The organism is Mesorhizobium sp. ESP-6-4 (assembly GCF_020164735.1).
Lineage (GTDB): Bacteria > Pseudomonadota > Alphaproteobacteria > Rhizobiales > Rhizobiaceae > Mesorhizobium.
This window is the reverse complement of sequence record NZ_JAIUGS010000007.1, coordinates 100,404-126,965: the sequence shown is the minus strand read 5'-3', so window position 1 is coordinate 126,965 and position 26,562 is coordinate 100,404. Positions and strand designations below refer to the sequence as shown.

Here is a 26,562-nt window from a genome sequence, read left to right as displayed (position 1 = left end):
TTGTTGTTCCCGGTTTTTCGCTCCGCTTGATGCCGGCACCTAGCCGACATTGCGGAGGAATTGCTTGAGCCTTTCGGATTTGGGCGCGCCGAACAGCTGTTCCGGCGGACCTTCCTCCTCGACCAGCCCGTTGTGGAGATAGACGACATGCGTCGCGACCTCGCGGGCGAACTTCATTTCATGCGTCACCAGCACCATGGTCCGCCCCTCGCGCGCCAGGTCGCCGATGACTTTCAGCACTTCGCCGACCAGCTCGGGATCGAGCGCGGAAGTCGGTTCGTCGAACAGCATGACGCGCGGATTGATCGCCAGCGCGCGGGCGATCGCGGCCCGCTGCTGCTGGCCGCCGGACAGGAAAGCCGGATAGACGTCTCGCTTTTCCGCCAGCCCGACGCGGGCGAGCAGCTTCTCGGCCTGGGCGATCGCTTCGCTGCGCTTGACGCCAAGCACATGCACCGGAACCTCGATGACATTCTCGATCAGCGTCATGTGGCTCCACAGGTTGAAATTCTGGAACACCATGCCGAGCCTCGAGCGAATGCGCTCGATCTGCCTGCGGTCGGCCGGAACGGTGTGTCCATGGCTGTCGGCCTTGAGCTTGATCTCCTCGCCATTGACCCGGATGATGCCGCTTGTGGGGTTCTCCAGGCAGTTAATGCAGCGTAAGAGCGTCGACTTGCCGGAACCGGAGCCGCCGATGATGGCGACCACCTCGCCGTCGCGCGCCGACAGCGAAACCCCCTTCAGCACGTGCAGCTGGCCGAACTTCTTGTGCAGGTTTTCGACGTGGATGGCTTCGGCGGCGCCGTTCTGCGCCTCGCCGGATTGGACTGCGGCAGCTGCTGCAGCGCTCACCGGGTGACCTCTATCTGGCCGACGGCAGGTCGTCGAACGTCTATCCGGCTAATCAACATACGCTGCACTGACCCGCTCCAGACTTCAGCATGGACCCGACAGCGCGAGCCCGTCAATCCCGCTCATTACGGCACTTGCGGCCTTGTTGCGCAAGTGTATAAATAGCCTTTCATGAAATTTTCACGATTTTTTTCATCTTAAAAGGGCATCGATGAGCGCTTTCGGGTCACAGTCCATGGCGGCGCCGCTGCGGCGCGTGCTGATGCGGTCGGCGGCCAACGCCATGCGCGACGCCGACAGGGCGGCCTGGCACTATGGCCCGGGATTCAACCCGGCGAAAGCAGCCGTGCAGCATGCGGCCCTTGCCGACATGGTGGCGGCTTCCGGCGCCGAGATCGAATGGATCGAGGACACGGCCGACGGCCTTTCGGATTCGGTGTTCACGCATGACCCGTCGCTGATGACCGACCGCGGCGCGCTGATCCTGTCCATGGGCAAGCCACTGCGCGCCCGGGAGCCCTCGCTGCATGAGGAAACCTATAAGAGACTGGGCATTCCGGTCCTCGGTCGTGTCGAGGCGCCTGGTCAGGTCGAAGGCGGCGACTGCGTATGGGTGGATGCCCGCACGCTGGCGATCGGGCGTGGTGTGCGCTCCAACCAGGAAGGCATCCAGCAGGTTTCCAACCTGCTGACGCCGCTGGGCATTTCCGTCTACGGCTTCGATTTGCCGCTGTGGCAGGGCGAAGAGGCGTGCCTGCATCTGATGTCGGTGATCAGCCCGCTGGCCGACGACCTGGCCCTGGTCCATTCGCCGCTTCTGCCGGCGGCGTTCTATCAGATGCTGAAGGCGCGCGGCATCCGGCTGGTCGAAGGCGACGCCGAAGAGTTCGCCGCTTCCAACGGCCTCAGCCTGAACGTGCTGCCGACCAGCCCGCACAAGGTCATCGCCGTTGCGGGTTTTCCCAAGACCAAGGCCGCGATGGAAACGGCCGGCTGCACGGTCGAGACATTCGAGGCGGATGCGCTCTGCATCGCCTGCGAAGGCGGGCCGACATGCCTGACGCGGCCGATCCTGCGCCAATGAATGCGCGCCGCAAGTTCCGCCGCGAGGGCGAGGAGCGGCGGCGGCAGGATCTGATCGATGCGACGCTGGACAGCGTGGCGGAATATGGCCTTCAGGGCGCCACCTTGCGCACCATCGCCTTGCGCGCCGGCGTCACCGCCGGGCTGATCCGGCACTATTTCCCCGGCAAGGAAGAATTGCTGCAGGAAGCCTATGCGGCGCTGGTCGGCCGCATGACCGAGCAGGCGAAGGCGGCATTGGTCATGGAAGACGCCTCGCCTCGCCAACGCCTCGCGGCTTTCGTCACCGCCAACCTCAACGCGCCGATCGTCGACCGGCGGGTGTTTTCGCTCTGGGCAACCTTCCTTGGCCGCGCCAATGCGGATCCGGCGCTCGCCCGTGCCCATCGCGAAGGCTATCTCGGCTTTCGCGACGAGGTGGAAGCGGTCGTTGCTGAGGTGCTCGCCACCGAGCGGCGCAAGCCGGACGCAGGCGAGCTGCGCCGCCATGCCATCGCGATCAACGCGATCATCGACGGGCTTTGGATCGAAGCCTGCCTGGCAGCAGAGATGTTCTCGCCTGGCGAATTGGCGGCGATTGGCGTCAAAGCCATAGAGGCCGAGCTCGGCTTGGCGCCGGAAAAGGGAGGAAACCAATGACCACCATCGGCGAGGCACTGATCAAATTGCTCGAGGCGCATGGCGTCGACACCGTCTTCGGCATTCCGGGCGTGCATACGGTCGAGCTCTATCGCGGCCTGGCGGGCTCGAAGATCCGCCATGTCACGCCGCGCCACGAGCAGGGCGCCGGTTTCATGGCCGACGGTTACGCGCGCGCCGGCGGCCGTCCCGGCGTCGCCTTCGTCATCACCGGGCCGGGCCTCACCAACACCATCACCGCCATGGGACAGGCGCGCGCCGATTCGGTGCCGATGCTGGTCATCTCCGGCGTCAACGCCACCGACACGCTGGGAAAGGGGCTTGGATTCCTGCACGAGCTGCCCGACCAGCGCGGCATGATGGAGAAGGTGGCGCTGTTTTCCGAGCGCATCACCGAGGCCGGGCAGTTGCACGGCGCGCTCGCCCGCGCCTTCGCCGTTTTCTCCTCCTCACGCCCGGGGCCGGTCCATATCGAGATCCCCACCGACGTCATGGTCAAGCCCGCCGATGGTGTTGCGGCCGTCCTTAGCAATGCCGCGCCGCCCGCTCCGGAGTTGGCGGCGATCGCCGAGGCGGCACGGCTTTGCAGGGCCGCACGCCGTCCGCTGATTCTTTCAGGCGGCGGCGCCAAGAAGGCCGATGCGGCGCTGCGGCGTCTGGCCGAGACGCTCGGCGCCCCCGTGGTCGAGACCGCCAATGCGCGTGGCCTGCTGCATGGCCATCCGCTGTGCGTGCCGGCGAGCCCCAGCCTCAAGGCCGTGCGGGCGTTGATGGCGGACGCCGATCTGGTGATTGCCGCCGGCACCGAATTCGGCCCGACCGATTATGACGGCTATAGCGACGGCGGCTTCGTGCTGCCGCCGAGCCTGATCCGCATCGATATCGGCGCCGACCAGATTGCGCGCCGGCCGGTGACGGTTGGCATCCACGCGGATTGCGCGGAAGCGATCGAGGCGCTGCTTGCAGCGATCGGATCTGGCCATGCCGCGGCAAGCGATGGCGAGGCTCGTGCGGCCGCCGCGCGCGAGGCTGCTCGGGCCGAGCTGAAGCCCGAATATCTGGCGCAGGTGCGCGCCGTGGAGGCAATCCGCGACGCGCTGCCGGGCGCCATCATCGTCGGCGATTCGACCCAGCCGATTTATGCCGCCAACCTCTATTACGACCACGACCGTCCCGGCGGCTGGTTCAACGCCGCGACCGGCTTCGGCGCGTTGGGCTACGGTCCGCCGGCGGCGATCGGCGCAGCACTTGCGGTGCCGGAGGCGCCGGTGGTGTGCCTCACCGGCGATGGCGGCTTCCAGTTCACCTTGCCGGAGATCGGCGCCGCGCTCGACGCCGAAGCGCCGGTAATCTTCGTCGTCTGGAACAATCGCGGCTATCGCGAGATCGAAACCTCGATGCTCGATGTCGGCGTCGAGCCAGTCGGCGTATCGCCGGCAGCGCCCGATTTCTGCAAGCTCGCCGAGGCCTATGGCATCGAGGCCGAGCGGCTGGCCGGGGCCGGCGGCCTTGCCTTGGCGCTGAAGCGCGCGCGGGCGGCCGGCAGGCCGCGCGTCATCGAAATCACCGTCGACTGAAAGATCGGTGCATCTGCCGGTTGGCCCCTTTCGGCGCCGGCAAATCGATGCCGCCCGCCAAGGTCCGACGCATGCAAAGACGCTGCGCCAGCCATGTCGATATTTCAATTGAGTGACAGCGCGAAAGGCGCGACCTTCGAGCCTGGGGCGGCATAACCCAAGATATAATCATAAAAAAATGACAGGAGCGGTCTAGGTATGACGGAAACGCTGAATGGCAGGCATGTCGTGGTGACGGGCGGCACTGGGGCGCTCGGCGGCGCGGTTGTCGGCAGACTGCTGGAGCAAGGCGCGATCTGCCACGTGCCAAATGCCCACGCGGCGGCCCCGCCGCATTTTCCTTACGCAGCCCATGCCAGCGTGCATTTGGCGCATAATGTCGACCTGTCGGATTCGGCCAAGGTCGAGGCCTTCTACCATCAGGTTCCCGAACTCTGGGCCTCGATCCACCTTGCCGGCGGCTTCACCATGGCGCCGGTCGAAAAGATCGAGTCGGCCTCCTTCGCCGAGATGATGGACACCAACGCACGCACGGCTTTCCTGTGCAGCCGCGCCGCGGTGCGCTCGATGCTGGACTCCAACACGGCCGGCCGCATCGTCAACGTCACCGCGCGCGCCGGACTCGATCCGAGGCGCGGCTCCGGCATGGTTGCCTATGCCGCAAGCAAGGCGGCGGTCGCGGCGATGACTGTGGCCATGGCCGAGGAGCTGAAGGGCAAGGGCATCCTCGTCAACGCCGTGGCGCCCTCGACGCTCGACACGCCCGCCAACCGCGCCGACATGCCCGATGCCGATTTCGCCAAATGGGTCAGCCTGGAGGCCGCGGCGGAAGCGATCGCCTACCTCGCCTCGCCCGCCAACCTGGCGATGAGCGGCACGCTTGTTCCGCTTTATGGACGCGCCTGACCCCACAGAATCCAGACAATAGAAAAACCCCGCCGGATCGCTCCGGCGGGGTTTTTGCTGTTCGCCAAAGGGCTTACGCAATTCCGACGGAAAGCCGCAAACGGCTTTCCCGGAAGGCTTTAGTTGCCCTGCTTCTTCAGCGCCGCGCCCAGGATGTCGCCCAGCGACGCGCCGGAGTCGGTCGAGCCGTACTGGGCGACCGCTTCCTTTTCCTCGGCGATTTCCAGCGCCTTGATCGAGACCTGCAGCTTGCGGGTCTTCTTGTCGAAAGCGATGACGCGGGCGTCGACCTTCTGGCCGACGGTGAAGCGCTCGGGGCGCTGCTCGTCGCGGTCGCGCGAAAGGTCGGAACGCTTGATGAAGGTCTCGATGCCGCTGTCGACCAGCCGCACGTCCAGACCGCCATCCTTCACGCCGATGACCTCGCAGGTGACGACGGCGTTCTTGCGCAGCTCGCCGCTGGTGGCCGCTTCGCCGACCGTGTCACGGGCCAACTGCTTGATGCCGAGCGAGATGCGCTCCTTCTCGATGTCGACGTCGAGCACCTGCGCCTTGACCATGTCGCCGCGATTGTACTCTTCGATGACCTGCTCGCCCGGACGGGTCCAGTCGAGGTCGGAGAGATGCACCATGCCGTCCACGTCGCCTTCCAGGCCGATGAACAGGCCGAACTCGGTCTTGTTCTTGACCTCGCCCTCGACCTGGCTGCCGACCGGATGGCTCGAGGCGAAAGCCTGCCACGGGTTTTCCAGCGTCTGCTTGAGGCCGAGCGAGATGCGGCGCTTGGCCGGATCGACCTCGAGCACCACCACGTCGACTTCCTGCGTCGTCGACAGGATCTTGCCGGGATGCACGTTCTTCTTCGTCCACGACATTTCCGAAACGTGGATGAGGCCCTCGATGCCCGGCTCCAGCTCGACGAACGCGCCGTAGTCGGTGATGTTGGTGACGGTGCCCTTGATCTTCTTGCCGATCGGGAACTTGGTGCCGATATCCGACCACGGATCCGACTCGAGCTGCTTCATGCCGAGCGAGATGCGGTGGGTTTCCTGGTTGATGCGGATGATCTGCACCTTGACCGTCTGGCCGATGTTGAGGATCTCGGTCGGATGGTTGACGCGGCGCCAAGCCATGTCGGTGACATGCAGCAGGCCGTCGATGCCGCCGAGGTCGACGAACGCACCGTAGTCGGTGATGTTCTTGACCACGCCTTCGACCACCTGGCCTTCCTCGAGGTTCTGCACGATTTCCGAGCGCTGTTCGGCGCGGCTCTCTTCGAGCACGGTGCGGCGCGACACCACTATGTTGCCGCGGCGGCGATCCATCTTGAGGATCTCGAAGGGCTGCGGGTTGTGCATCAGCGGGGTGACGTCGCGGATCGGCCGGATATCGACCTGGCTGCGCGGCAGGAACGCCACGGCGCCGTCGAGGTCGACGGTGAAGCCGCCCTTGACCTGGTTGAAGATGACGCCTTCGACGCGCTCACCCTTGGTGAACTTCTCTTCGAGACGCACCCAGCTCTCCTCGCGGCGAGCCTTCTCGCGCGACAGCATGGCTTCGCCAAGCGCGTTTTCGATGCGCTCGACATAGACCTCGACGGTGTCGCCGACCTTGAGGGAGGATTCCTTGCCCTTGGCGCCGAATTCCTTCAGCGGCACGCGGCCTTCGACCTTGAGGCCGACATCGATGATGGCCATGTCCTTTTCGATCGCGGTGATCGTGCCCCGGACAACCTGGCCCTCGCCCGAATGGCCGGCGGTGAATGATTCTTCGAGCATGCTCGCGAAATCGTCGCGAGACGGATTAGCTACTGACATTGTTTCTCCTGGAATACCCCGGTCTTCAAGCGGGGTGGGCGCCGTGGGTTAGCGTTGCGTGAACCTGCCGGCGTTCCGGGCTGAAAGCCCTTGGCCGCTGTTCAGGCGGCAAGTCCGGCGCATGAAGAATGCTGGCAGGCTGGTTCGTGCCCGATATGGGTATTTTCGCCGCCAACGGCAATCGAAAAACCTGATCAGGCCTTGTTTCTCTTGGCAAGGACGTCGTCAACGATCGCCATCGCCGCCAGAAACGCGGCTTCTATAGCCATTTCGCTGGTATCAAGCAAGTGCGCGTCTGCCGCCGGCTTCAGCGGCGAGTCGGCGCGGCCCATGTCGCGCTCGTCGCGGCGCTCGATATCGGCAAGGATGGTGGCGAAATCGGCGCTGCCGCCCATGCTCTCGATCTCGGCCAGCCGGCGCCTGGCGCGCACTTCGGCGCTTGCCGTGACATAGAGCTTGATGTCGGCATCGGGGCACACCACCGTGCCGATGTCGCGGCCGTCGAGCACAGCACCGGGCGGCGCCTTGGCGAAGGCCCGCTGCTTCTCCACCAAGATGCGCCGCACGGTCGGAATGACCGCGACCTTGGAGGCCGCCTCGCCTACCGCATGCGCGGCCAGCACGGTGCGATCGAGGTTGGAGAGGTCGACCTGACGAGCAGCGGTTTCCGCCGCCGAGACATTGTCGAGCGGCAGGCCGAGTTCGAGCAGCTTGTGGGCCACAGCGCGATAGGTGAGGCCGGTATCGAGCAGGTTCAGCCGGTAATGGTCGGCGAGCCGGCGCGCGAGTGTGCCCTTGCCGGCACCGGCAGGCCCGTCGATGGCGATGGTGAAGGGGGTGCTCATGGGCGGGTCGACGCGATCGAAGGGCAAGAATAAGACAAATGCCGCGTTCCTTCACACCCCCCTCTGTCCTGCCGGACAGTCCGGCAGGACAGAGGGGGGTGCTGTCCCGCCAGCCTTTCAGTTTGGGCCAGTCTCATCGACCTCACCCAATCTCCGCGCCCAGCCCCTTCATCAGCCCCATGAATTCCGGAAAGCTCGTCGCGATCATATTGGCGTCGTCGATCGTCACCGGCTTCTCGGTGGCCAGCCCCATCACCAGAAAACTCATGGCGATGCGGTGGTCGAGATGCGTCTTCACCGCCGTATCGGGGCCGTTGGGATGAGCGCCCAGGCCCTTGCCGCCGGGCTTGCCGCGTACGGCGAGCGAGGCCTCGCCCTCGGTGCAGTCGACGCCGTTGAGCTCCAGGCCCCGAGCCACCGCCGCCAGACGGTCGGATTCCTTGACCCGAAGTTCCTCCAGTCCCTGCATCAGCGTCTCGCCCTCGGCGAAGCTCGCGGCGACGGCCAGCACCGGATACTCGTCGATCATCGACGGCGCGCGTTCCGGCGGCACGATGACGCCCTTGAGCTCGGAGGAGCGCACGCGCAGGTCCGCCACGTCCTCGCCGCCGGCATTGCGCGGGTTGAGGATGTCGATACGGCCGCCCATTTCCTGCAAGGTCAGCAGCAGCCCGGTGCGCGTCGGGTTCATCAGCACGTTCTCGATGATGATGTCCGAGCCCGGCACGATCAGCGCCGCCACCAGCGGGAAGCCGGCGGAGGAAGGGTCGCCGGGCACCGCGATGGTCTGCCCGGTGAGCTTGCCCTGGCCTTCGATGAAGATGTGGCGCACGCCGCGCTCATCCGTCTCGACGCTCAGGTTGGCGCCGAACCCCTTCAGCATCTTTTCGGTATGATCGCGCGTCATCACGGGTTCGATCACCGTGGTAATGCCGGGCGTGTTCAAGCCGGCAAGCAGCACCGCCGACTTCACCTGGGCGGATGCCATCGGCACGCGATAGGTGATGGGCGCTGCATGCTTCGGGCCGCGCAGCGTGATCGGCATGCGGTCGCCGGGAGCGGCCTTCAGCACCTGCACGCCCATCTGGCGCAGCGGGTCGAGCACGCGGCCCATCGGCCGGCCCGAAAGCGAGGCGTCGCCGATGAAGGTCGTCTCCATGTCATAGGTGCCGACGAGCCCCATGGTGAGGCGCGAGCCGGTGCCGGCATTGCCGAAGTCGAGCGGGCGTTCAGGCTGCAGCAACGCGCCGTTGCCGGTGCCGCGGATCACCCATTCGCCGCCGTTCTTTTGGATATGCGCGCCCATCGCCTTCATGGCGGCGCCCGTGCGCATCACGTCCTCGCCTTCGAGCAGGCCGGTGATGCGGGTTTCGCCGGAGGCAAGGCCGCCGAACATGAACGAGCGGTGTGAGATCGATTTGTCGCCCGGCACGCGCGCGGTGCCGGCAAGGGCAGGGGATTTGCGGGCCGTGGCCGGCTTAGCGGCGGCGGAGTGAGACATCCTTGTCTTCCAAATGAAATGCCGGCTGGCCGGCTCGGTTCGTCATGCTGCGGCGGTCTCGTATCACGGTGCGTTGCAATGGTCATCCCCTAGTGCGAGGCCTTCGAATACCAGCATTTTACAATGCCGGCTTTTGGCTTTGACAGCGCTCAAAACTGCGGTTATGGGGACCACTCTTTTATTGACGAGGCCTGCTGTGGCAAAAGCTGAACTTGGCACCAAGCGTGTCGACCCCGAAACGGGTCGGAAATTCTACGATCTCAACAAAGACCCGATCGTCTCGCCCTATACCGGCAAGAGCTATCCACGCTCCTATTTCGAGGAAGGCAAGATTTCCGCCCTCGAGGAAGATGAGGAAATCGCCGAGAAGGAAGTGGACGCCGAGGAAGAGGAAGGCGCCGAAGTCGTCTCGCTCGAGGAGGCCGATGACGAGGTGAAGGGCGGCGGCGACGACCTTCCAGATCTTGGCGACGATGAAGAGGATGTCGATCTCGGCGACGACGAAGACGACACCTTCCTTGCCGACGAAGAGGAAGAGGACGATGACGTCGCCGATATGATCGGCGTCGGCGACGACGATGACGAAGTCTGAGTTCGTTTGCCGGCCATTTTGCCCTGTGACGAAAAAGCGGCTTTTCAAGGCTTGATCTTGACCGAAGGCGGCGCTAGAAGCCGCCAGCACTAAACGACGGCGCGGTTACCAACCGCGCCGGATCTCTTCGCCGGAAACGGCGCCGGCCGACTGCCGGGAGTGGGGCCATAGCTCAGTTGGGAGAGCGCTTGAATGGCATTCAAGAGGTCGTCGGTTCGATTCCGATTGGCTCCACCAAACAGTCCTTCCTGAACTGCTGCACGAACGGGCAACCGCTCGACCTGAAATTGCTCTAACCGTGCTGGGCGCGGGTTCTGGCTGCTTTTCGCGCTGCCGCCGATCGTCCGGCGGCGCCTTTGGTCTCAGCGGCTTTCCTTGCCGCCGCCGACCGCTCTTCGGCCGTGCGGCCGGATGCGGCGCTCTTGGCCTGCTTCGACAGAGCCTTGTGGGAGGCGGTGCCCTTCGGCTCGCCCTCAAGCACCTTCGATACCGCCTTCGAGACCTTCGGCTGGCGCTTTGGCTTCCGTTCGCCCTGGCCTGCCTCGTAAGCATATTTGGCGCTCTTGCGTGTGGTCTCCTTCACATCTCCTTTTTTGGGGGGCGGCAGGTCGACGCCCGCGCGGCGCGCCTCCGAAAGGCCGATGGCGATCGCCTGTTTGGTGGAGCGGGCGCCGTGCTTGCCTTTGCGGACCTTGTCGATTTCCGCGTGAACGAATTCACCGGCCTGCGTGCTAGCCGACTTGCCTTCGCGCTTGTCCTCGCGCGCCTTTTCGATGGTTTTCTTGTCCGGCATTGTCTTTCTCCTCGTTCGAACGGGGGCATGATCGAATGCCGACAGGATGCGTCGGATCGCGCATCAGCGGCTTTCATATGTGCCGACGAGGTCGGCAGTGGCGATCATATGCGGCTCCGCCTGGGCCAGAAGATTCGCGATTTCCGGTTCTCCGCCGGGTTCCAGCGCCTCAACGTCGAGTGCTGAAAGGCGGAAGTGATAATGGTGAACGCCGTGCCCTTTTGGCGGCTGGGGACCGTCATAATAGGTATTGCCGAAGTCGTTCACGGCTTGGTGGAAAGTTTCCGGTCCGGCGGTGCCTTCCGGCAAGCGGTCTCGCCCGGCGGCAATGTCGTAGACAGCCCAATGGCGAAACATGCCGCGCGGCGCATCGGGATCCTCGACGACGAGCAGGAAGCTTTTGGTCCCGGCCGGTGCGTTCTTCCACCGCACGGGAGGCGACAAATTGCCTCCGTTGCGGACATACGGCTCGGGAATGGTATGGCCGTTTTCAAAGGCTGGACTCTCAAGCGTGAAAGCCATGGCTGGACCTCCGTGTACCTATCGCGTTCTTCTCGAAGAATTCACGAACGATCTTTGCTCGGATCGGCGGAGCGCGCTCGCTACTGGTTTCTTTTGGAACGCGGGGCATTGGCGGGAGTTCCGGCGTCATGCCCGCGACGGAGCGTCGATGGATGCCAGCAAGTCGAGATGTCGGGAAGCTGCTCCAACGGAAGCGAACGCAGCTCGTATCCCGGCGAAACAAGCGCCGGAGGAAATCCCTATGCTGGTGGCCGCAACTAGGCTAAGGGCTTCCTGTCAGAGGGATGCTTATGAGAATTCCGGCTTTGGGTGGAAATCCGGCGCAGGGACGTGTTCGATCCGGGCTGCTAGCGCGACAAAACAATCTCTTGTCGATGCTTTGCATTGCGGTCGCGCTTGCTGCTTGTCAATCGACCCCGGACACACAGCCTGTTGCTGACCCGCAACCCGCTCCGGCCGCCGCTCCCGCTCCGGCCTCACCGAATTCGGCGGTGCTGGATGAGGCGGTCGCGATCGTTCCACCCGGCAAGGGCGTTCCCGCCAGATACGCCGCATTCTCCGGCATATGGGCGGGGCAGCTCAACGGCATGTATGACGGCAAGCTGGCGATCCTGACCGTGTCTTCAGGCGGGCAGGTGACGGCCAGCTACGCATGGGGCGATCTGGCCGACAACAAGCCGGGCGTCGCCGACGGCTCCGGCAGGATTTCCGGCAGCACGTTGAAGCTCGGGCGCCTGCCGAACGGCGCCGACATTACCGCCACGATGCCGTCGCCGGGAACGCTCAACGTCACCTACGCGCTTGCCGGCCAGACCTATACCGGCTCGTTCGCGCGGATCGGCCAGTGAGCAAAGTCAGTCGCTAAGAACTCCACTCGCTAAGATCAGGATTGAAGCCGGTCCTCGATGATCCGCACGCACATCGGCGTTCCGACCTCGTCGATCTCGGCAAGCTTCTGCGCGGCGAGCGTCGCCTCGTCGAAGGCGTAGACGCCGCGCCCTGGAAGTAGGCGCCTCGCGATTGAGGCTGCCAACAAAGGGAAGACAGGCGCTTTGCATCGATCTTCCCTGGCGTCGCCGGCGGCTCCTCCGCTGGTGCCGCCTTGCGAAAATTTCGCCGATCGTCGCTTGCAAGGCAATCCCATATGTGAAAATATTATTCACAAAAGAAAACTGTAGGAGGAAAGCGACCATGCATCTCGCCATCCGGTATCGCCCGGAACCGCCTTGCAGGCCGCTCCGGAAGCTCCCGGAGAGGATCATGAGCGCATTCTCGCCGACCGTCGGTGTCGCCTCGACGCATCCCGCCGACATGCCTGAAGCGCATGCCGAAATCCCTGTCTGGAATTCGGAAAACTGGTTCTACGAGGACTGGCAGGTCGGCCACAAAATCCGCTCGCTTCGCCGCACCATCGCCGAGGGCGAAAGCCATATGTTCAACGCGTTGGTGCTGGACATCCATCCTTACGTGCAGGACCAGATGTTCGCCGAGAAGGAAGGTATCTTCGGCAAGCGGCTGGTGGCGGGCGCCTTCGTCTTTTCGGCCGGGCTCGGCCTGGTCGCCACCAACTGCATCAACGCCTTTTCCTATGGCTACGACAGACTGCGCTTCATCAAGCCGGTCTTCATCGGCGACACCATCTATTCGATCCGCACCAACCTCGACAAAAAGCCGCGCTACCAGGATATGGGCCTGATCCGCGCCAGTTATGAAGTCTTCAAGGGTGAAGGGGAGTTGGTGCTCTACTGCGAGCATCTGCAGACCGTGAAATACAAGAACCCGGCCGATTTTGTCGGCAAGACCGAGAAGTGAACCGTGGCCGCTGACAAAGAACTTCCACTAACCGGCCTCGTCGTCATCGACATGAGCCAGTTCCTGTCGGGCCCCTACTGCTCGCTGCGCCTGCTCGACCTCGGCGCGCGCGTCATCAAGATCGAGCGGCCCGATGGCGGCGACCTGTCGCGCCGGCTCTATCTCAGCGACACCGAGATCGGCGGCGATTCCACCATTTTCCACGCCATCAACCGCGGCAAGGAAAGCCTTGCCATCGATTTGAAGAACGAAGCCGACCTCGCCGCGCTGCGCGGTGTGATCGCCAAGGCCGACGTGCTTATCCAGAACTTCCGGCCGGGCGTCATCGAGCGGCTCGGCCTCGACTATGAGCGTGTCAGCACGATCAATCCCCGGCTCGTCTATGCCTCGATCAGCGGTTATGGCGAGGAAGGGCCATGGGTGAAGCGCCCTGGGCAGGATCTGCTCGCGCAGGCTCGTTCCGGCGTGATGTGGCTGAACGGCGACGAGGAGCAGGGACCGGTGCCGTTCGGCCTGGCGATCGCCGATATGCTGGCGGGCGCCGCCTGCGCCCAAGGCATCCTGGCCAAGCTGGTGCGGCGCGGCATCACGGGCGAGGGCGGCCATGTCGAGACCAGCCTGCTCGAGGCGCTGGTCGATTTCCAGTTCGAGGTGCTGACCACGCATCTCAACGACGGCCGCCGCCTGCCGAAGCGGTCGTCCTTCCGCAGCGCCCATGCCTATCTCTCGGCGCCTTACGGCGTCTATCTGGCCAAGGACGGCTACCTGGCGATTGCCATGACGCCGATCCCGAAGATAGCCGACCTGCTCGAGCTGCCTGAGCTCGACCCGTTCCGCGACAAGCCCGCGACCTGGTTCACCGCCCGCGACGAGATCAAGGCGATCATCGCCAGGCGCATCGCCGAGAAGACCATCGGCGAATGGCTGGCGGTCCTCGAGCCCGCCGATGTCTGGTGCGCCAAGGTGCTGACCTGGCCGGAGCTGATGCAGAGCGATGGCTTCAAGACCCTCGACATGCTGCAGACCGTGACACGCGAGGACAACGTGTCGATCCTCACCACGCGTTCGCCGCTGCGCGTCGACGGCGCGCGCGCCAAGGTGGATCGGGCCGCCCCTCGGATCGGCGAGCACAGCGAGAAAATCCGCGCGGAGTTCGGCCTGTGATCCGGTTGAAAGGCATGACCTGGAACCATCCGCGCGGCTACGACCCGATGGTGGCATGCTCGGCGCTGTGGAAGGAAAGGACCGGCGTCTCGATCGAATGGGAAAAGCGCTCGCTGCAGGATTTCGAATCCTTCCCGGTGGAAGAGCTCGCCCGCGCCTATGATTTGATCGTCATCGACCACCCGCATGTCGGCCAGATCACCGCCGAGAAATGCCTTGCGCCGCTCGATGTGCCCGGACGCGAGGCGGAACGCGAAGCGCTGGCTGCGGCAAGCGTCGGCCAGTCCTATCCGAGCTATAGCTGGCAGGGCCGGCAATGGGCTTTCCCGATCGACGCCGCGACCCAGGTGCAGGCGTGGCGGCCCGATCTGATCGAAGCCGCGCCGGCGATCTGGACCGAAGTGCTGGCGCTTGCCGAGCAGGGCCGCGTGCTCCTGCCGCTGCGGCCGCCGCATTCGCTGATGTGCTTCTACACTTTGGCCGCCGATCTCGGCCGGCCATGCATAGTCGACGGCTCGAACGACCTTGTCGATGGCGAGACCGGCGAAACCGCCTTCGAGATGCTGCGTGAGATTGCGGCGCTAGTCGATCCCGCATGCCTGACGATGGATCCGATCGCCGTCTTCGAGAAGATGGCCAAGTCCGGCTCGCGCATCGCCTGCGCGCCGCTGATCTATGGCTATGTTCCCTATGCGGTGGCGGGTTTCCGCCCGCACCGCCTCGCCTTCGCCGACATACCGGTTGCCAGCGGCAACGGCCCGGTCGGCTCGGCGCTTGGCGGCACCGGCATTGCCGTCTCCGCGTTTTCCGCCCAGCGCCAGGCGGCAATCGACTTCGCCTACTGGATCGCCAGCGGCGACGTGCAGCGCGGCCCTTACGCCGCCGCAGGCGGCCAGCCCGGCCATGCCGCGGCCTGGGAGGACAATGCCGTCAATGCCGCGACCAGCGACTTCTATCGCGCTACGCGGGCGACACTCGAGGGCGCCTGGGTCCGCCCGCGCCATGACGGCTACATGGCCTTCCAGCAGCTGGCTTCGGACCGCATCAATGAAGGCCTTGCCGGCCGGCAGGACGCCGGCCATGTCGTCGCCGACATCAATCGCCTGTTCCGGGAGAGTTTCGCGCCAGCCGCCGGCTAGATGTGCCGATCGCCGCCGCGACGCTCGGCGAGCTTGACGTCTATATCCGCCACAGCCGGCGTGCATTGCCCGAGAGCAGGCGGGTCCGCTCTGAATCGCTTGCACCGGCCAGCAGCGCATGCGTGGCGGCGATCCAGGTCGTCAGCCCGCCGCCCAACGTGCAGACCGGCCAGTCGCTGCCCCAGATCACCCGGTCCCAGCCGAAGCACCGGATCGTGTGCTCGACATAGGGCCGGAGCGTCTCGACCGTCCACGTCGCCGGATCGGCATAGGCGACGACGCCGGAGATCTTGGCCGTGACGTTGGGCCGCTTGGCAATTGCTTCCATATGCTCGCGCCACGGATGCTCGGCATTGCCCTTGATGTCGGGCACGCCGCAATGATCGAGGACGAACTGGACGTCCGGGGCGAGGTCGGCGAGCGCCATTGCCTTTGGGATCTGATGCGGCAGCACCACAAGATCGAATGTCAGGCCGGTGCCGGCCAGCCGCTTGATGTTCTGGCGAAACAGCGCGCCTTCCGAGACATCGTCGGGAACGACATGCAGCACGCGGCGGAAACCCTTGACGAACGGCTCCGCCTTGACCGTTTCCAGATAAGCCTCGAAACCGGCCTCCTCGGGCCGGCAGGAGGCGATCGCGCCCTTGACTAGGCTGCCCGCCTGGCCGGCGATCGACTTGACGTGCGCCGTCTCGGCGGCGATGTCGGCGGGGTCTACGTCGACCTCCATATGCAACACGGCTTCAATGCCTGAGCGCCGCGCATCGGCGGCGTATTCCTCGTAGGAGAAGTCGCGGTTCAGCGCCGGCACGCTGGCCAGCCATGGATAGCGAAGCGCGCTCTGGTCGATCAGATGCAGATGTGTGTCGATGATCATGACGGCGTATCCTCCCCGGCTTCCGACACTATTTCGCCGAAAAATCTATTATTCAAATAAGAAATTACGACGATTGTGGCACATCCGATCCGGCGAGCTGCGAGAGCCTTGCCGCTGCATCCTGCAGATACCGGATCGTCAGGGTGATGTCCGGCGCCGTGGGCGCGTTGACCAAGGTGATGTAGGGAATGGTCAGCGCCGCGATGGCTCTGCCGTCCGGCCCCAGCACCGGCGTCGAAAGATTGTAGACGCCGGCGGTCTGCAGCGACGCCATCATCTCGTACCCGCGGTCGCGCACCTGGTCGAGGCGGGCGAAGAATTCCGGCGTCAGATTGAGATGCTCGGTGCTCTGCAGATGCTCGGCGATCATCATCTTGCGCTCTTCGGGCGAGCGGAAGGCAAGCAGCACATGGCCGGAACCGGTGTCGAACAGGCTGATATGCGAGCCGACGCGGATCGAGATGCCCCAATAGCGGGGCGCTTCCTGCTGCGCGATGACCACGGCGGCGCCCCGGTCGAACACTACCAACTGGTTGGCCTGCGATGAGGTTTCGGCCAGCTCCCGCATGATCGGCGTCGCATAGGACACCAGCCGGCGAACCGGTGCGTGCAATTGCGCGAGGCCGAAGAGCTTGAGCGTCAGCGAGTAACGGTCGCCGTCGATCTTGGTGACATAGCCACGCCGCACCAGGCGGTCGAGCATCCGGTAGAACTCGTTCGGGCTGCGGTCGAGCCGCTTTGCGATCTCCGCCTGCGTCAGCCCGCCGTCCACGCCGGACAACAACTCAAGAATATCCAGCCCCTTGTCCAGCGCCGGCGCGCGGTAGCGGTCCCCGTCTTCTTCCTCTGCCACCCGTCCCTCCAGTGAATTTCGATCTGCATATATGCATGAACTTCATTCCACTGGAAGCACATTCGGCTTGACCCGGGAATGAAAATGCTATTTGCATATGAATGAAGCTCAGGCGATCGGTCGCGCACTCGGCAGGCCGTCGCTACGAGCCCATGGGAGGAGAACATGACGAGACTGGTTCTAGGCATTTCCGCCGGCCTGGCTGGCCTGCTGCTGAGCGGCACTGCGTTTTCGGCCGATCTGCCCGGCAAATTTCCGGGCGTGACGATCGACGTGAAGCTGATCGGCGGTCAGCAATATGAAAAGCTCTATGAGCGCATCCCCGAATGGGAGAAGGCGACCGGCGCCAAGGTCAACATCCTGACCAAGAAGAACGGCTTCGATATCGACAAGGAGCTGAAGTCCGACATCGCCTCGGGCAGCACCAACTGGTGCGTCGGCTGGAACCATTCTTCCTTCGCGCCGCAATATACCGGCCTTTACACCGACCTCAGCAAGCTCTTGCCGAAGGAAGAGATCGACGCTTTCGTGCCCTCGACGATCAAGGCCGCGACCATCGACGGCAAACTCGAGATGCTGCCGCGCGCGCAGTTCGATGTCTCGGCGCTCTACTACCAGAAGAGCCTCTACGAGAACGCCGACAACAAGACCAGGTTCAAGGCCAAATACGGCTATGACCTTGCGCCGCCCGACACCTGGAAGGAAGTCACCGATCAGGCCGAGTTCTATGCCAACCCACCCAATTTCTACGGCACGCAGTTCGCCGGCAAGGAAGAGGCGATCAACGGCCGCTTCTATGAGATGGTGGTCGCCGAGGGCGGCGAATATCTCGACAAGGATGGCAAGCCCGTCTTCAACTCCGAGGCCGGTATCCGTGCGCTGAACTGGTTCGTCAATCTTTACAAGGCCAAGGCCGTGCCGGCCGGCACCACCAACTATCTCTGGGACGATCTCGGCCAGGGCTTTGCCTCGGGCACCGTGGCGATCAACCTCGACTGGCCGGGCTGGGCCGGCTTCTTCAACGACCCGAAGTCCTCGAAGGTCGCCGGCAATGTCGGCGTGAAGGTCGCGCCCAAGGGGTCTTCCGGCAAGCGCACCGGCTGGTCGGGTTTCCATGGCTTCTCAGTGACCGAGAACTGCCCGAACAAGGAAGCCGCGGCTTCGCTGGTGTGGTGGCTGACCAATGAGGACAGCCAAAAGCTGGAAGCCGCCGCCGGCCCGCTGCCGACCCGCACCGCGGTTTGGGACTGGGACCTGAAGCAGGCTGAGAACGATCCGTACAAGAAGGAGGTCCTCGCCGCCTTCCAGGAGGAAGCCAAGCACGCCTTCGCCGTGCCGCAGACGCCTGAGTGGATCGAGATCTCCAACGCCGTCTACCCCGAGCTGCAGGCGGCGATCCTTGGCGACAAGACGTCCAAGCAGGCCCTGGACGAGGCGGCCGCCAAGGCGATGCAGATCCTTCAGGACGCCGGCAAGCTCTAAGCAGCACTCCCAAGGCTGCCTCCCCCATCGTGAATGGGGGAGGCGACAGCGTCTTGTCGCCGCTGACTTTCCGCTCCGGCCGGGGCCATGCCCGTGGCGGCCCGAAATGAATGCAATACACCACAGGATCCTGATGAAGGGCTTCAAGCCATCCGCGCCGTTCCTGCTGCTGCTTCCGGCCATGGTCGTGCTGGCGACTGTGGTGGTGCTACCGTTGATCCTGTCGCTCTATTCCAGCTTCACGCCCTTCCGCCTGACACGGCCCGAGACCTTCTTCGTCTTCGTCGGCTTCAGGAACTATCTGTCGATCCTCACCAATGCGGATTTTTGGTGGGCCTTCGGCCGCACCGTTCTGTTGCTCACCATCGCGCTGAACCTCGAAATGTTGCTCGGCCTCGGCCTGGCCATGCTGGTCGAGAAGGCGACGCGCGGCCAGCGCATCCTGCGCACGCTGATGATGTTCCCGATGATGTTCTCGCCGATCCTCGTCGGCTTCCAGTTCAAATTCATGTTCAACGACAATATCGGCCTGGTGAACAATGCGCTGCAGTCGCTGGGCATCACTGAGGACGCCATCCCATGGCTGATCGAAGGCCATCTCGCCTTCATCGCCATCTCGATCGCCGAGATCTGGTCGTCGACCTCGATCTTCGCGATTCTGATCCTGGCTGGCCTGCTCGCCATGCCCAAGGAGCCGATCGAGGCGGCCCGCGTCGACGGCTGCACGCCCTGGCAGACCTTTCGCTATGTCACCTGGCCCTTCGTCATGCCCTTCGCCTATATCGCCATGACGATCCGCTCGCTCGATGTCGCGCGCGCCTATGACATCGTCAAGATCATGACCGATGGCGGCCCGGCCGGCCGCACCGAGCTGTTGTGGACGCTGGTCGGGCGCACCGCCTACAGCGATGCCCGCATGGGCCTCGCCAATGCCATGGCCTATTTCTCGATCCTGCTGTCGATCGCCTTCACCGTCTATTTCTACAACAAGCTCGCCGCGGCGCGTGCGCAGATCGGCGCTGAGTGGTGAGAATGGACGAGAACGCCTCCGCCCGCCTCACGCGCCGCGCGCTCACCGTCGCGCACCGCGTCGGCCTATTCCTTGCCATGCTGGTGATCTGCCTGCCGGGCATCTGGATCGTGCTGTCGTCGCTGAGGCCCACGGTCGAGATCATGGCCAAGCCGCCGGTCTGGATTCCGCAGCAGCTGTCCGTCGACGCCTATGTCGCCATGTTCAGCGGCATCGGCAAAGGCGGCATCCCGGTGCTCGACTATTTCCGCAACTCGCTGATCATCTCGGTCACCTCGACGGCGATCGCGGTGGCCATCGGCATGGCCGGCGGCTACGCCTTCGCGCGCTACCGCTTCCGCGGCAAGTCGGGCATGTTCCTCGGCCTGATGCTGACGCGCACCGTGCCCGGCATCGCGCTCTCGCTGCCTTTGTTTTTCCTCTATGTGCGGCTGGGCATCATCGACACCCATATCGGCATGATCCTCGCTTATGTCGCGCTCAACGTGCCGTTCACCATCTGGCTGATTGACGGCTTCTTCCGCCAGGTGCCGAAGGACCTTGCTGAAGCAGCCCAGATCGACGGCTGCACGCGCTGGCAGGCCTTCTGGCAGGTCGAGTTTCCGCTGGCGCGTCCTGGCATCGCCTCGGCCGCGATCTTCGCCTTCCTCACCTGCTGGAACGAGTTCGCTTTGGCCTCGCAGCTCACACGTTCCGTCAATTCCAAGACGCTGCCCGTCGGGCTGCTCGACTATACGGCCGAGTTCACCATCGACTGGCGCGGCATGTGCGCGCTGGCCGTGGTGATGATCATCCCGGCCCTGACCCTCACCTATATCGTCCAGAAACACCTCGTCGGCGGCCTGACCTCCGGCGCGGTGAAAGGTTGATTTCATGGCAACGGTTTCGCTGAAACAGCTCACCAAGCGCTACGGCAACATGGAGATCGTGCACGGCATCGATCTCGAGATCGCCGACCGCGAGTTCATCGCGCTGGTCGGCCCGTCCGGCTGCGGCAAGTCGACGACATTGCGCATGATCGCCGGCCTCGAGGACATCAGCGGCGGTATGATCGACATCGGCGGGCGCATGGTCAACGACCTGCCGCCGCGCTCGCGCAACATCTCCATGGTGTTCCAGTCCTATGCGCTCTATCCGCACATGACGGTGCGCGAGAATCTCGGCTTCTCGCTCAAGATCGCGGGTGCGGCCAAGGATGACATGGACCGGCGCGTTGCCGAAGCCTCCGCCATCCTCGGCCTCGACGAGCTGCTTGAGCGCCGCCCCTCGCAGCTCTCGGGTGGCCAACGCCAGCGCGTCGCCATGGGCCGGGCCATCGTGCGCGATCCGGATGTCTTCCTGTTCGACGAGCCGCTCTCCAACCTTGACGCCAAGCTGCGCACGCAGATGCGCACCGAGATCAAGAAGCTGCACGCCAAGCTCAAGTCGACGGTGATCTATGTCACCCACGACCAGGTCGAGGCGATGACGCTCGCCGACCGCATCGTCATCATGCGCTCGGGCCATATCGAGCAGGTCGGCACGCCGGACGAGGTGTTCAGCCGGCCTGCGACCCACTTCGTCGCCGGCTTCATCGGCTCGCCGCCGATGAACCTGCACCAGGCGACGGTGAGCGACGGGCGACTGATGTTCGGCGGCGGCGACAGCCTGCCGCTGCCCGGCCAGTTCAAGTCGAAGACGGCTGCCGGCGACAAGGTCGTGTTCGGCATCCGTCCCGATGATTTCTATCCGACCGGCCACGGCCTGAGCTCAGGCAGCGAAGCGGAAGTCCATCGTATCGAGCTGCCGGTCAGCATCACCGAGCCGCTCGGCAACGAAACGCTGGTCTTCGCCGAGTTCAACGGCACCGACTGGATCTCGCGCATGCTCAATCCCAAGCCGCTGAAAGCCGGTGACAGGATCGGCATGAGCTTCGACCTGAGCCGCGCGCATCTGTTCTCCGCCGAAACCGGCAAGTCGCTGAGGAGCTGACATGGCGAAAATCGAGAAGATCGAGCTGCGCATGGTCGACCTCGTGCCGAAGGTGAAGCGCACCGACGCGATCCAGAGCTTCGTCAGCCAGGAGACGCCGATCGTCACCATCACCGATTCCGACGGCGCATCGGGCACCGGCTACAGCTATACGATCGGCACCGGCGGCTCGTCGGTGATGCTGCTTCTGGCCGACCATCTTGCGCCGCGCCTGATCGGCCGCGACGCCGACCGGATCGAGGCGATCTGGCACGAGCTCGAATTCGCCACCCACGCCACCACCATCGGCGCCATCACGGCGATCGCACTGGCCGCCATCGACATCGCCTTGTGGGACCTGCGCGCGAGAAAGCAGAACCTGCCGCTCTGGAAGCTTGCCGGCGGCGCCAAGGACCGTTGCCCGCTCTACACGACAGAGGGCGGCTGGCTGCATATCGAGACACAGGCACTGGTCGACGATTCACTGGAAGCGAAGGCCAAGGGCTTTGCCGGCTCCAAGGTGAAGATAGGCAAGCCGCACGGTTCTGAGGACGTCGCGCGGCTGTCGGCAGTGCGCAAGGCGGTCGGCGACGGCTACGAGATCATGACCGACTGCAATCAGGGCTTTTCCGTCGACGAGGCGATCCGCCGCGCCGAGCGGTTGCGCGATCTCGATCTCGCCTGGATCGAGGAGCCGCTGCCGGCAGACGACATCGACGGCCATGTGCGGCTGTCGAACTCGACCGCGACGCCGATCGCGGTCGGCGAGTCGCTCTATTCGATAAGGCATTTTCGCGAATACATGCAGAAGGGTGCATGCAACATCGTCCAGGTCGATGCCGGTCGCATCGGCGGCATCACCCCTTGGCTGAAAGTCGCCCACGCGGCGGAGGCTTTCGACATGCCGGTCTGCCCGCATTTCCTGATGGAACTGCATGTCAGCCTGGTCTGCGCCATCCAGAACGGCAAATATGTCGAATATATTCCGCAACTCGACGAGTTGACGGGCGACAAGATGCGCATCGAGAATGGCCATGCGCTGGCGCCCAGCGAGCCCGGGATCGGCATCGACTGGGACTGGGACGCCGTGAAGGCAAGAAGCATCGCCGAGTTCACCACGGCGATCGCGAAATAGGGAGACGGATATGCAGCGCATGGGAATGGTTCTGGGCTTGAAGCCCGAGAAGGTCGAGGAATATGTCCGCCTCCACGCTGCTGTCTGGCCGGACGTGCTGACCATGATCTCGGCCTGCAACATCAAGAACTATTCGATCTACCTGAAGCGGCCTGAGAACCTGCTTTTCTCCTATTTCGAATATCACGGTACCGACTACGCCGCCGACATGGCCAAGATGGCCGCCGACCCGAAGACGCAGGAATGGTGGTCCGTTTGCATGCCCTGTCAGGAGCCGCTTGAGACGCGGAAGGAAGGCGAGTGGTGGGCCTCGATGGACGAGGTCTTCCATTATGACTGATGCCTTCGATCCGGCATCGCTGGCGCAGTCCTGGCCGAAGCCTTTAAAACCGCGCTCGATCGTGACGTTCGGCGCCGGCTCGATCGTCGGCGACGCGCATTTTCCCGCCTATCGTAAGGCCGGCTTCCCGATTTCCGGCCTCTACGATCCGGATCAGGCCAAGGCGCAAAAACTGGCCGAGACATGGGGCGTGACGGCGTTCCGTTCGGTCGAGGAAGCGGCTGTGGTAAAGGACGCGATCTTCGATCTCGCCACGCCGCCGGGCCGCCATGCCGAGGTGCTGAAGGCCCTGCCGGATGGCGCTGTGGCGCTGATCCAGAAGCCGATGGGCAACTATCTCGGCGAGGCCACCGAGATCCTCGAAATCTGCCGCGCCAAGCAGCTCAAGGCGGCGGTCAATTTCCAGCTCCGCTTCGCGCCGATGATGCTGGCGCTGAAGGACGCCATTGCCAAGGGATGGCTGGGCGAGGTGGTAGATTTCGACGCGCTTCTGGCGCTCGACACGCCTTGGCAGCTCTGGGAGTTCCTGCTCAAGGCGCCGCGCGTCGAGATCGCCATGCATTCGATCCACTATCTCGACCTGATACGCCAGCTTCTCGGCAATCCTTTGGGCGTGCATGCCAAGACGCTTGGCCATCCCAATCACAAGGTCGCGCAGACGCGCACCAGCGCCATCCTCGACTACGGCGATACGGTGCGCTGCGCGCTCTCGATCAACCACGACCACAAATTCGGGCGCCGCCATCAGGCTTGCGAGTTCCGCATCTGCGGCACCGAGGGCGCAGCCTATGTCAAGCTCGGCCTCAACCTCGACTATCCGCGCGGCGAGCCGGACATTCTGGAAATCCATCCCAAGGGCGGCTCGGAGTGGGTCACCGTGTCGCTCGCCGGCGAATGGTTCCCCGATGCCTTTGTCGGCCGCATGGCCAATGTCCAGCGCTTCGCATCCGGCGAAGACGCGGAGCTGGTCAGCTCCGTCGAGGACGCCTGGCACACAATGGCGCTGGTCGAGGCCGCCTATAAATCGAGTGCCGCGCCGGCGACGCCGCTGGCTGCAAAGCCGTAAGGCCGGACATGGAACAGACCACCTATTTCGAGGACTACGAGATCGGCTCGTCGCGCCTCACCAGCGGCCGCACCATCACCGAGACGGACTTCGTCGTCCATGCCGGCCACACCGGCGATTTCTTCCCGCATCACATGGATGCCGAGTTCATGAAGACGACACCTTTCGGCCAGCGCATCGCGCATGGCACGCTGGTGTTTTCGGTCGGCGTCGGGCTGACGGCGAGCGTCGTCAACCCGGTCGCCTTCTCCTACGGCTACGACCGGCTGCGCTTCATCAAGCCGGTCTTCATCGGCGATACGATCCGCACGCGCACCACCATCGCCGCCAAGGAAGACGACCCCAAACGGCCAAACGCGGGACGCGTCATCGAACACGTCGAGGTTTTGAACCAGCACGACGAGGTCGTGCTGGCGGCGGATCACATCTATATCGTCGAGCGACGGCCCGGCTGAAAGACGGAGACAAAGAACATGGCGGATATCACTGGCAAGGTCGTGGTCGTCACGGCGGCCGCGCAGGGCATAGGACGGGCAAGCGCGCTGGCTTTCGCCAAGGCCAGCGCGATCGTCCATGCCACCGACATCAACGAGGCGGCCTTGGCCGAGCTTGGCAAGACGCCTGGCATCACGACGCGAAAACTCGATGTGCTGAACGACGACGCGGTAAAGGCGGCTTTCGCCGAAATCGGCCAAGTCGACGTGCTGTTCAACTGCGCCGGCTTCGTCCATGCCGGCTCGATCCTGGACATGAAGGACGAGGATCTCGACTTTGCCTTCAATCTTAATGTGCGCGCCATGATCCGCACCATCCGCGCCGTGCTGCCCGGCATGCTGGAGCGCGGCGATGGCTCGATCATCAACATGGCGTCGGTGGCGGGCGCCCCGAAGGGCGTCCCGAACCGCCTCGCCTACGGCGTGACCAAGGCAGCCGTGATCGGCCTGACCAAGTCGATCGCCGCCGATTATGTCGCCAAGGGCGTCCGCTGCAACGCCATCTGCCCGGGCACCGTCGAGAGCCCCTCGCTCCAGGGCCGCATGCAGGCGCAGGGCGACTATGAGGCCGCGCGTGCCGCCTTCATCGCGCGTCAGCCGATGGGCAGGATCGGCACGCCGGAGGAGATCGCCGACCTTGCGGTCTACCTGGCCGGCGCCACCTACACGACAGGACAGGCCTATAATATCGACGGCGGCTGGTCGATCTGAGGCCGTTTCGGCCGCCAGTTGAGTTGTGAGGCAAGCCAGTTACGAGGCAGCAATGACCAAAATCACAGACCTCAGAACCTTCGACCTGCGCTTCCCGACATCGCAAAGCCTCGACGGCTCGGACGCGATGAATCCGGACCCGGATTACTCGGCTGCCTATGTCATTCTCGACACCGATGTTCGATCGCTGAAAGGCCATGGCCTCACCTTCACCATCGGTCGTGGCAACGAGATCTGCTGCGCGGCGATCGAAGCGCTGCGCCACCTCGTCGTGGGGCTCGATCTCGACTGGGTGAAAGAGGATCCCGGCCGCTTCTGGCATCACGTGACCGGCGACAGCCAGCTGCGCTGGATCGGGCCGGACAAGGGCGCCATGCATCTTGCGGTTGGCGCGGTGGTCAATGCTGTCTGGGATCTCTGGGCCAAGGAAGCCGGAAAGCCGGTCTGGCGGCTGGTCGCAGAGATGAGCCCGGAAGAGATCGTGCGCATCGTCGATTTCCGCTACCTCGCCGACGCCATCACGCCCGCCGAGGCGCTGGCGATCCTGAAGAAGGCCGAGACGGGCAAGGCCGAGCGCATCGCCACGCTCGAGCGCGAAGGCTATGCCTGCTACACCACCTCTGCCGGCTGGCTCGGCTATCCCGACGACAAGCTGCGGCGTCTTTGCCAGGAAGCGGTCGACGATGGGTTCAATCACATCAAGCTGAAGGTCGGCCGCGACCGCGCCGACGATATCCGCCGTCTCAGGATCGCCCGCGAGGTCATTGGTCCGGACCGTTACCTGATGATCGACGCCAACCAGGTCTGGGAGGTCGACCAGGCGATCGACTGGCTCAAGGACCTCGCCTTCGCGAAACCCTTCTTCATCGAGGAGCCGACCAGCCCGGACGACATCGCCGGCCACGCCAAGATCCGCAAGGCTGTCGCGCCGATCAAGGTCGCGACCGGCGAGATGTGCCAGAACCGCATCATGTTCAAGCAGTTCATCGCCGGCGGCGCGATCGACGTCGTGCAGATCGATTCCTGCCGCATGGGCGGGCTGAACGAGGTTCTGGCGGTGCTTCTGATCGCCGCCAAATACCGCCTGCCGGTCTGGCCGCATGCCGGCGGCATCGGCCTGTGCGAATATGTCCAGCATCTGTCGATGATCGACTATGTCGCCGCGTCCGGCAGCAAGGATGGCCGGGTCATCGAATATGTCGACCATCTGCACGAGCACTTCCTGGAACCCTGCGTGATCCGCGATGCCGCCTATATGCCGCCCCGTGCGCCCGGCTTCTCGATCGAGATGAAGGCGCAGTCAATCGAGGACTACCTGCATCGGCCCTGAAAGGTGACGCTGCAAACTGTTACTACGCCCGCGCGACTGGACCGCTGCG

The 26,562-nt window shown here is 64.1% G+C and carries 28 protein-coding genes and 1 tRNA gene; 20 read left to right on the top strand and 9 right to left on the bottom strand.

All coding sequences use genetic code 11. The features are described 5' to 3' along the window. Positions 1 to 39: 39 nt before the first annotated feature. The gene (locus LB523_RS15715; protein WP_318011964.1) at positions 40 to 855 is read right to left on the bottom strand and encodes an ABC transporter ATP-binding protein; all 816 of its coding nucleotides are present in this window, start codon (positions 853 to 855) and stop codon (positions 40 to 42) included. 211 nt (positions 856 to 1,066) lie between these two features. Here LB523_RS15715 and LB523_RS15710 point away from each other — a divergent pair, with 211 nt between their 5' ends. From LB523_RS15710 to LB523_RS15695, 4 genes are all read left to right on the top strand, one after another. After that, on the top strand, positions 1,067 to 1,939 hold the full coding sequence (locus tag LB523_RS15710) for a dimethylarginine dimethylaminohydrolase family protein (RefSeq protein ID WP_224604147.1): 873 nt from the start codon (positions 1,067 to 1,069) through the stop codon (positions 1,937 to 1,939). Next, positions 1,909 to 2,577: a TetR family transcriptional regulator C-terminal domain-containing protein gene (locus tag LB523_RS15705; RefSeq protein ID WP_224604145.1), complete on the top strand. Its 669-nt coding sequence runs from the start codon at positions 1,909 to 1,911 to the stop codon at positions 2,575 to 2,577. Before LB523_RS15710 ends, LB523_RS15705 begins: the two co-directional genes overlap by 31 nt. Further along, on the top strand, positions 2,574 to 4,154 hold the full coding sequence (locus tag LB523_RS15700) for a 5-guanidino-2-oxopentanoate decarboxylase (protein ID WP_224604142.1): 1,581 nt from the start codon (positions 2,574 to 2,576) through the stop codon (positions 4,152 to 4,154). The genes LB523_RS15705 and LB523_RS15700 overlap by 4 nt, the downstream gene beginning before the upstream one ends. A gap of 198 nt (positions 4,155 to 4,352) precedes the next feature. After that, positions 4,353 to 5,060: an SDR family NAD(P)-dependent oxidoreductase gene (locus LB523_RS15695; protein ID WP_095769360.1), complete on the top strand. Its 708-nt coding sequence runs from the start codon at positions 4,353 to 4,355 to the stop codon at positions 5,058 to 5,060. Positions 5,061 to 5,179: 119 nt separating this feature from the next. On the opposite strand, the gene rpsA is transcribed toward LB523_RS15695, so the two are convergent. From rpsA to aroA, 3 genes are all read right to left on the bottom strand, one after another. Next, positions 5,180 to 6,877: a 30S ribosomal protein S1 gene (rpsA, locus tag LB523_RS15690; RefSeq protein WP_224604140.1), complete on the bottom strand. Its 1,698-nt coding sequence runs from the start codon at positions 6,875 to 6,877 to the stop codon at positions 5,180 to 5,182. Positions 6,878 to 7,071: 194 nt separating this feature from the next. Then, a complete protein-coding gene (gene cmk / locus LB523_RS15685; protein WP_224604137.1) occupies positions 7,072 to 7,722 on the bottom strand; it encodes a (d)CMP kinase in 651 nt (216 codons plus the stop codon). Between the two features lie 142 nt (positions 7,723 to 7,864). Next, positions 7,865 to 9,223, bottom strand: a complete 1,359-nt coding sequence (aroA, locus tag LB523_RS15680) for a 3-phosphoshikimate 1-carboxyvinyltransferase (protein ID WP_224604135.1) — start codon at positions 9,221 to 9,223, stop codon at positions 7,865 to 7,867. A 196-nt stretch (positions 9,224 to 9,419) separates the two neighbouring features. Here aroA and LB523_RS15675 point away from each other — a divergent pair, with 196 nt between their 5' ends. Both LB523_RS15675 and LB523_RS15670 read left to right on the top strand, forming a co-directional pair. Next, complete coding sequence (locus LB523_RS15675) at positions 9,420 to 9,815, top strand: TIGR02300 family protein (protein WP_224604133.1); 396 nt, start codon at positions 9,420 to 9,422, stop codon at positions 9,813 to 9,815. A 161-nt stretch (positions 9,816 to 9,976) separates the two neighbouring features. Continuing rightward, positions 9,977 to 10,052 (top strand) — tRNA-Ala (locus LB523_RS15670). 55 nt (positions 10,053 to 10,107) lie between these two features. Here LB523_RS15670 and LB523_RS15665 read toward each other — a convergent pair. Both LB523_RS15665 and LB523_RS15660 read right to left on the bottom strand, forming a co-directional pair. After that, entirely contained in the window at positions 10,108 to 10,608 is a 501-nt protein-coding gene (locus LB523_RS15665) for a DUF6496 domain-containing protein (RefSeq protein ID WP_224545358.1), read from the bottom strand. A 63-nt stretch (positions 10,609 to 10,671) separates the two neighbouring features. Then, positions 10,672 to 11,130 carry a YbhB/YbcL family Raf kinase inhibitor-like protein gene (locus tag LB523_RS15660; protein WP_224604130.1) on the bottom strand — a complete coding sequence of 153 codons (459 nt, stop codon included), beginning with the start codon at positions 11,128 to 11,130 and terminating at the stop codon, positions 10,672 to 10,674. Between the two features lie 491 nt (positions 11,131 to 11,621). Here LB523_RS15660 and LB523_RS15655 point away from each other — a divergent pair, with 491 nt between their 5' ends. Next, on the top strand, positions 11,622 to 11,978 hold the full coding sequence (locus LB523_RS15655) for a hypothetical protein (protein ID WP_224545360.1): 357 nt from the start codon (positions 11,622 to 11,624) through the stop codon (positions 11,976 to 11,978). 35 nt (positions 11,979 to 12,013) lie between these two features. Here the strand turns inward: LB523_RS15655 and LB523_RS15650 are convergent, their stop codons facing one another. Next, a complete protein-coding gene (locus LB523_RS15650) occupies positions 12,014 to 12,163 on the bottom strand; it encodes a hypothetical protein (protein WP_224604127.1) in 150 nt (49 codons plus the stop codon). A gap of 227 nt (positions 12,164 to 12,390) precedes the next feature. On the opposite strand from LB523_RS15650, the gene LB523_RS15645 reads away from it, so the two are divergent. From LB523_RS15645 to LB523_RS15635, 3 genes are read left to right on the top strand one after another with little or no spacing between them, the layout of a single operon-like run. Next, on the top strand, positions 12,391 to 12,942 hold the full coding sequence (locus LB523_RS15645) for a MaoC family dehydratase (protein ID WP_224604123.1): 552 nt from the start codon (positions 12,391 to 12,393) through the stop codon (positions 12,940 to 12,942). Between the two features lie 3 nt (positions 12,943 to 12,945). Next, positions 12,946 to 14,106 carry a CaiB/BaiF CoA transferase family protein gene (locus LB523_RS15640; protein ID WP_224604120.1) on the top strand — a complete coding sequence of 387 codons (1,161 nt, stop codon included), beginning with the start codon at positions 12,946 to 12,948 and terminating at the stop codon, positions 14,104 to 14,106. 14 nt (positions 14,107 to 14,120) lie between these two features. Next, positions 14,121 to 15,245, top strand: coding sequence for an extracellular solute-binding protein (locus LB523_RS15635; protein ID WP_224604584.1), 1,125 nt, complete (start codon positions 14,121 to 14,123; stop codon positions 15,243 to 15,245). Between the two features lie 40 nt (positions 15,246 to 15,285). Here LB523_RS15635 and LB523_RS15630 read toward each other — a convergent pair whose 3' ends face one another. Beyond that, on the bottom strand, positions 15,286 to 16,122 hold the full coding sequence (locus LB523_RS15630) for an amidohydrolase family protein (RefSeq protein ID WP_224604117.1): 837 nt from the start codon (positions 16,120 to 16,122) through the stop codon (positions 15,286 to 15,288). Between the two features lie 64 nt (positions 16,123 to 16,186). After that, positions 16,187 to 16,975: an IclR family transcriptional regulator gene (locus LB523_RS15625; protein ID WP_224604114.1), complete on the bottom strand. Its 789-nt coding sequence runs from the start codon at positions 16,973 to 16,975 to the stop codon at positions 16,187 to 16,189. Between the two features lie 165 nt (positions 16,976 to 17,140). On the opposite strand from LB523_RS15625, the gene LB523_RS15620 reads away from it, so the two are divergent. From LB523_RS15620 to LB523_RS15575, 10 genes are all read left to right on the top strand, one after another. Then, positions 17,141 to 18,457 (top strand): ABC transporter substrate-binding protein, encoded by a 1,317-nt coding sequence (locus tag LB523_RS15620; RefSeq protein ID WP_224604103.1) that lies wholly within the window; start codon positions 17,141 to 17,143, stop codon positions 18,455 to 18,457. A 133-nt stretch (positions 18,458 to 18,590) separates the two neighbouring features. Then, positions 18,591 to 19,487, top strand: a complete 897-nt coding sequence (locus LB523_RS15615; RefSeq protein ID WP_224604582.1) for a carbohydrate ABC transporter permease — start codon at positions 18,591 to 18,593, stop codon at positions 19,485 to 19,487. Positions 19,488 to 19,489: 2 nt separating this feature from the next. Further along, positions 19,490 to 20,356, top strand: coding sequence for a carbohydrate ABC transporter permease (locus tag LB523_RS15610; RefSeq protein ID WP_224602374.1), 867 nt, complete (start codon positions 19,490 to 19,492; stop codon positions 20,354 to 20,356). Between the two features lie 4 nt (positions 20,357 to 20,360). Next, positions 20,361 to 21,458: an ABC transporter ATP-binding protein gene (locus LB523_RS15605; RefSeq protein WP_224604100.1), complete on the top strand. Its 1,098-nt coding sequence runs from the start codon at positions 20,361 to 20,363 to the stop codon at positions 21,456 to 21,458. A 1-nt stretch (position 21,459) separates the two neighbouring features. Beyond that, positions 21,460 to 22,572, top strand: coding sequence for a mandelate racemase/muconate lactonizing enzyme family protein (locus tag LB523_RS15600; RefSeq protein ID WP_224604098.1), 1,113 nt, complete (start codon positions 21,460 to 21,462; stop codon positions 22,570 to 22,572). A gap of 10 nt (positions 22,573 to 22,582) precedes the next feature. Continuing rightward, positions 22,583 to 22,912 (top strand): L-rhamnose mutarotase, encoded by a 330-nt coding sequence (locus tag LB523_RS15595; protein ID WP_135886830.1) that lies wholly within the window; start codon positions 22,583 to 22,585, stop codon positions 22,910 to 22,912. Further along, positions 22,905 to 23,978, top strand: coding sequence for a Gfo/Idh/MocA family protein (locus LB523_RS15590; RefSeq protein WP_224604094.1), 1,074 nt, complete (start codon positions 22,905 to 22,907; stop codon positions 23,976 to 23,978). Before LB523_RS15595 ends, LB523_RS15590 begins: the two co-directional genes overlap by 8 nt. An 8-nt stretch (positions 23,979 to 23,986) precedes the next feature. Continuing rightward, positions 23,987 to 24,433, top strand: coding sequence for a MaoC/PaaZ C-terminal domain-containing protein (locus tag LB523_RS15585; protein WP_224604091.1), 447 nt, complete (start codon positions 23,987 to 23,989; stop codon positions 24,431 to 24,433). Between the two features lie 18 nt (positions 24,434 to 24,451). Further along, positions 24,452 to 25,183, top strand: coding sequence for an SDR family oxidoreductase (locus LB523_RS15580; RefSeq protein WP_224604089.1), 732 nt, complete (start codon positions 24,452 to 24,454; stop codon positions 25,181 to 25,183). A gap of 52 nt (positions 25,184 to 25,235) precedes the next feature. Then, positions 25,236 to 26,513 (top strand): L-fuconate dehydratase, encoded by a 1,278-nt coding sequence (locus LB523_RS15575; RefSeq protein WP_224604086.1) that lies wholly within the window; start codon positions 25,236 to 25,238, stop codon positions 26,511 to 26,513. Positions 26,514 to 26,562 lie beyond the last annotated feature (49 nt).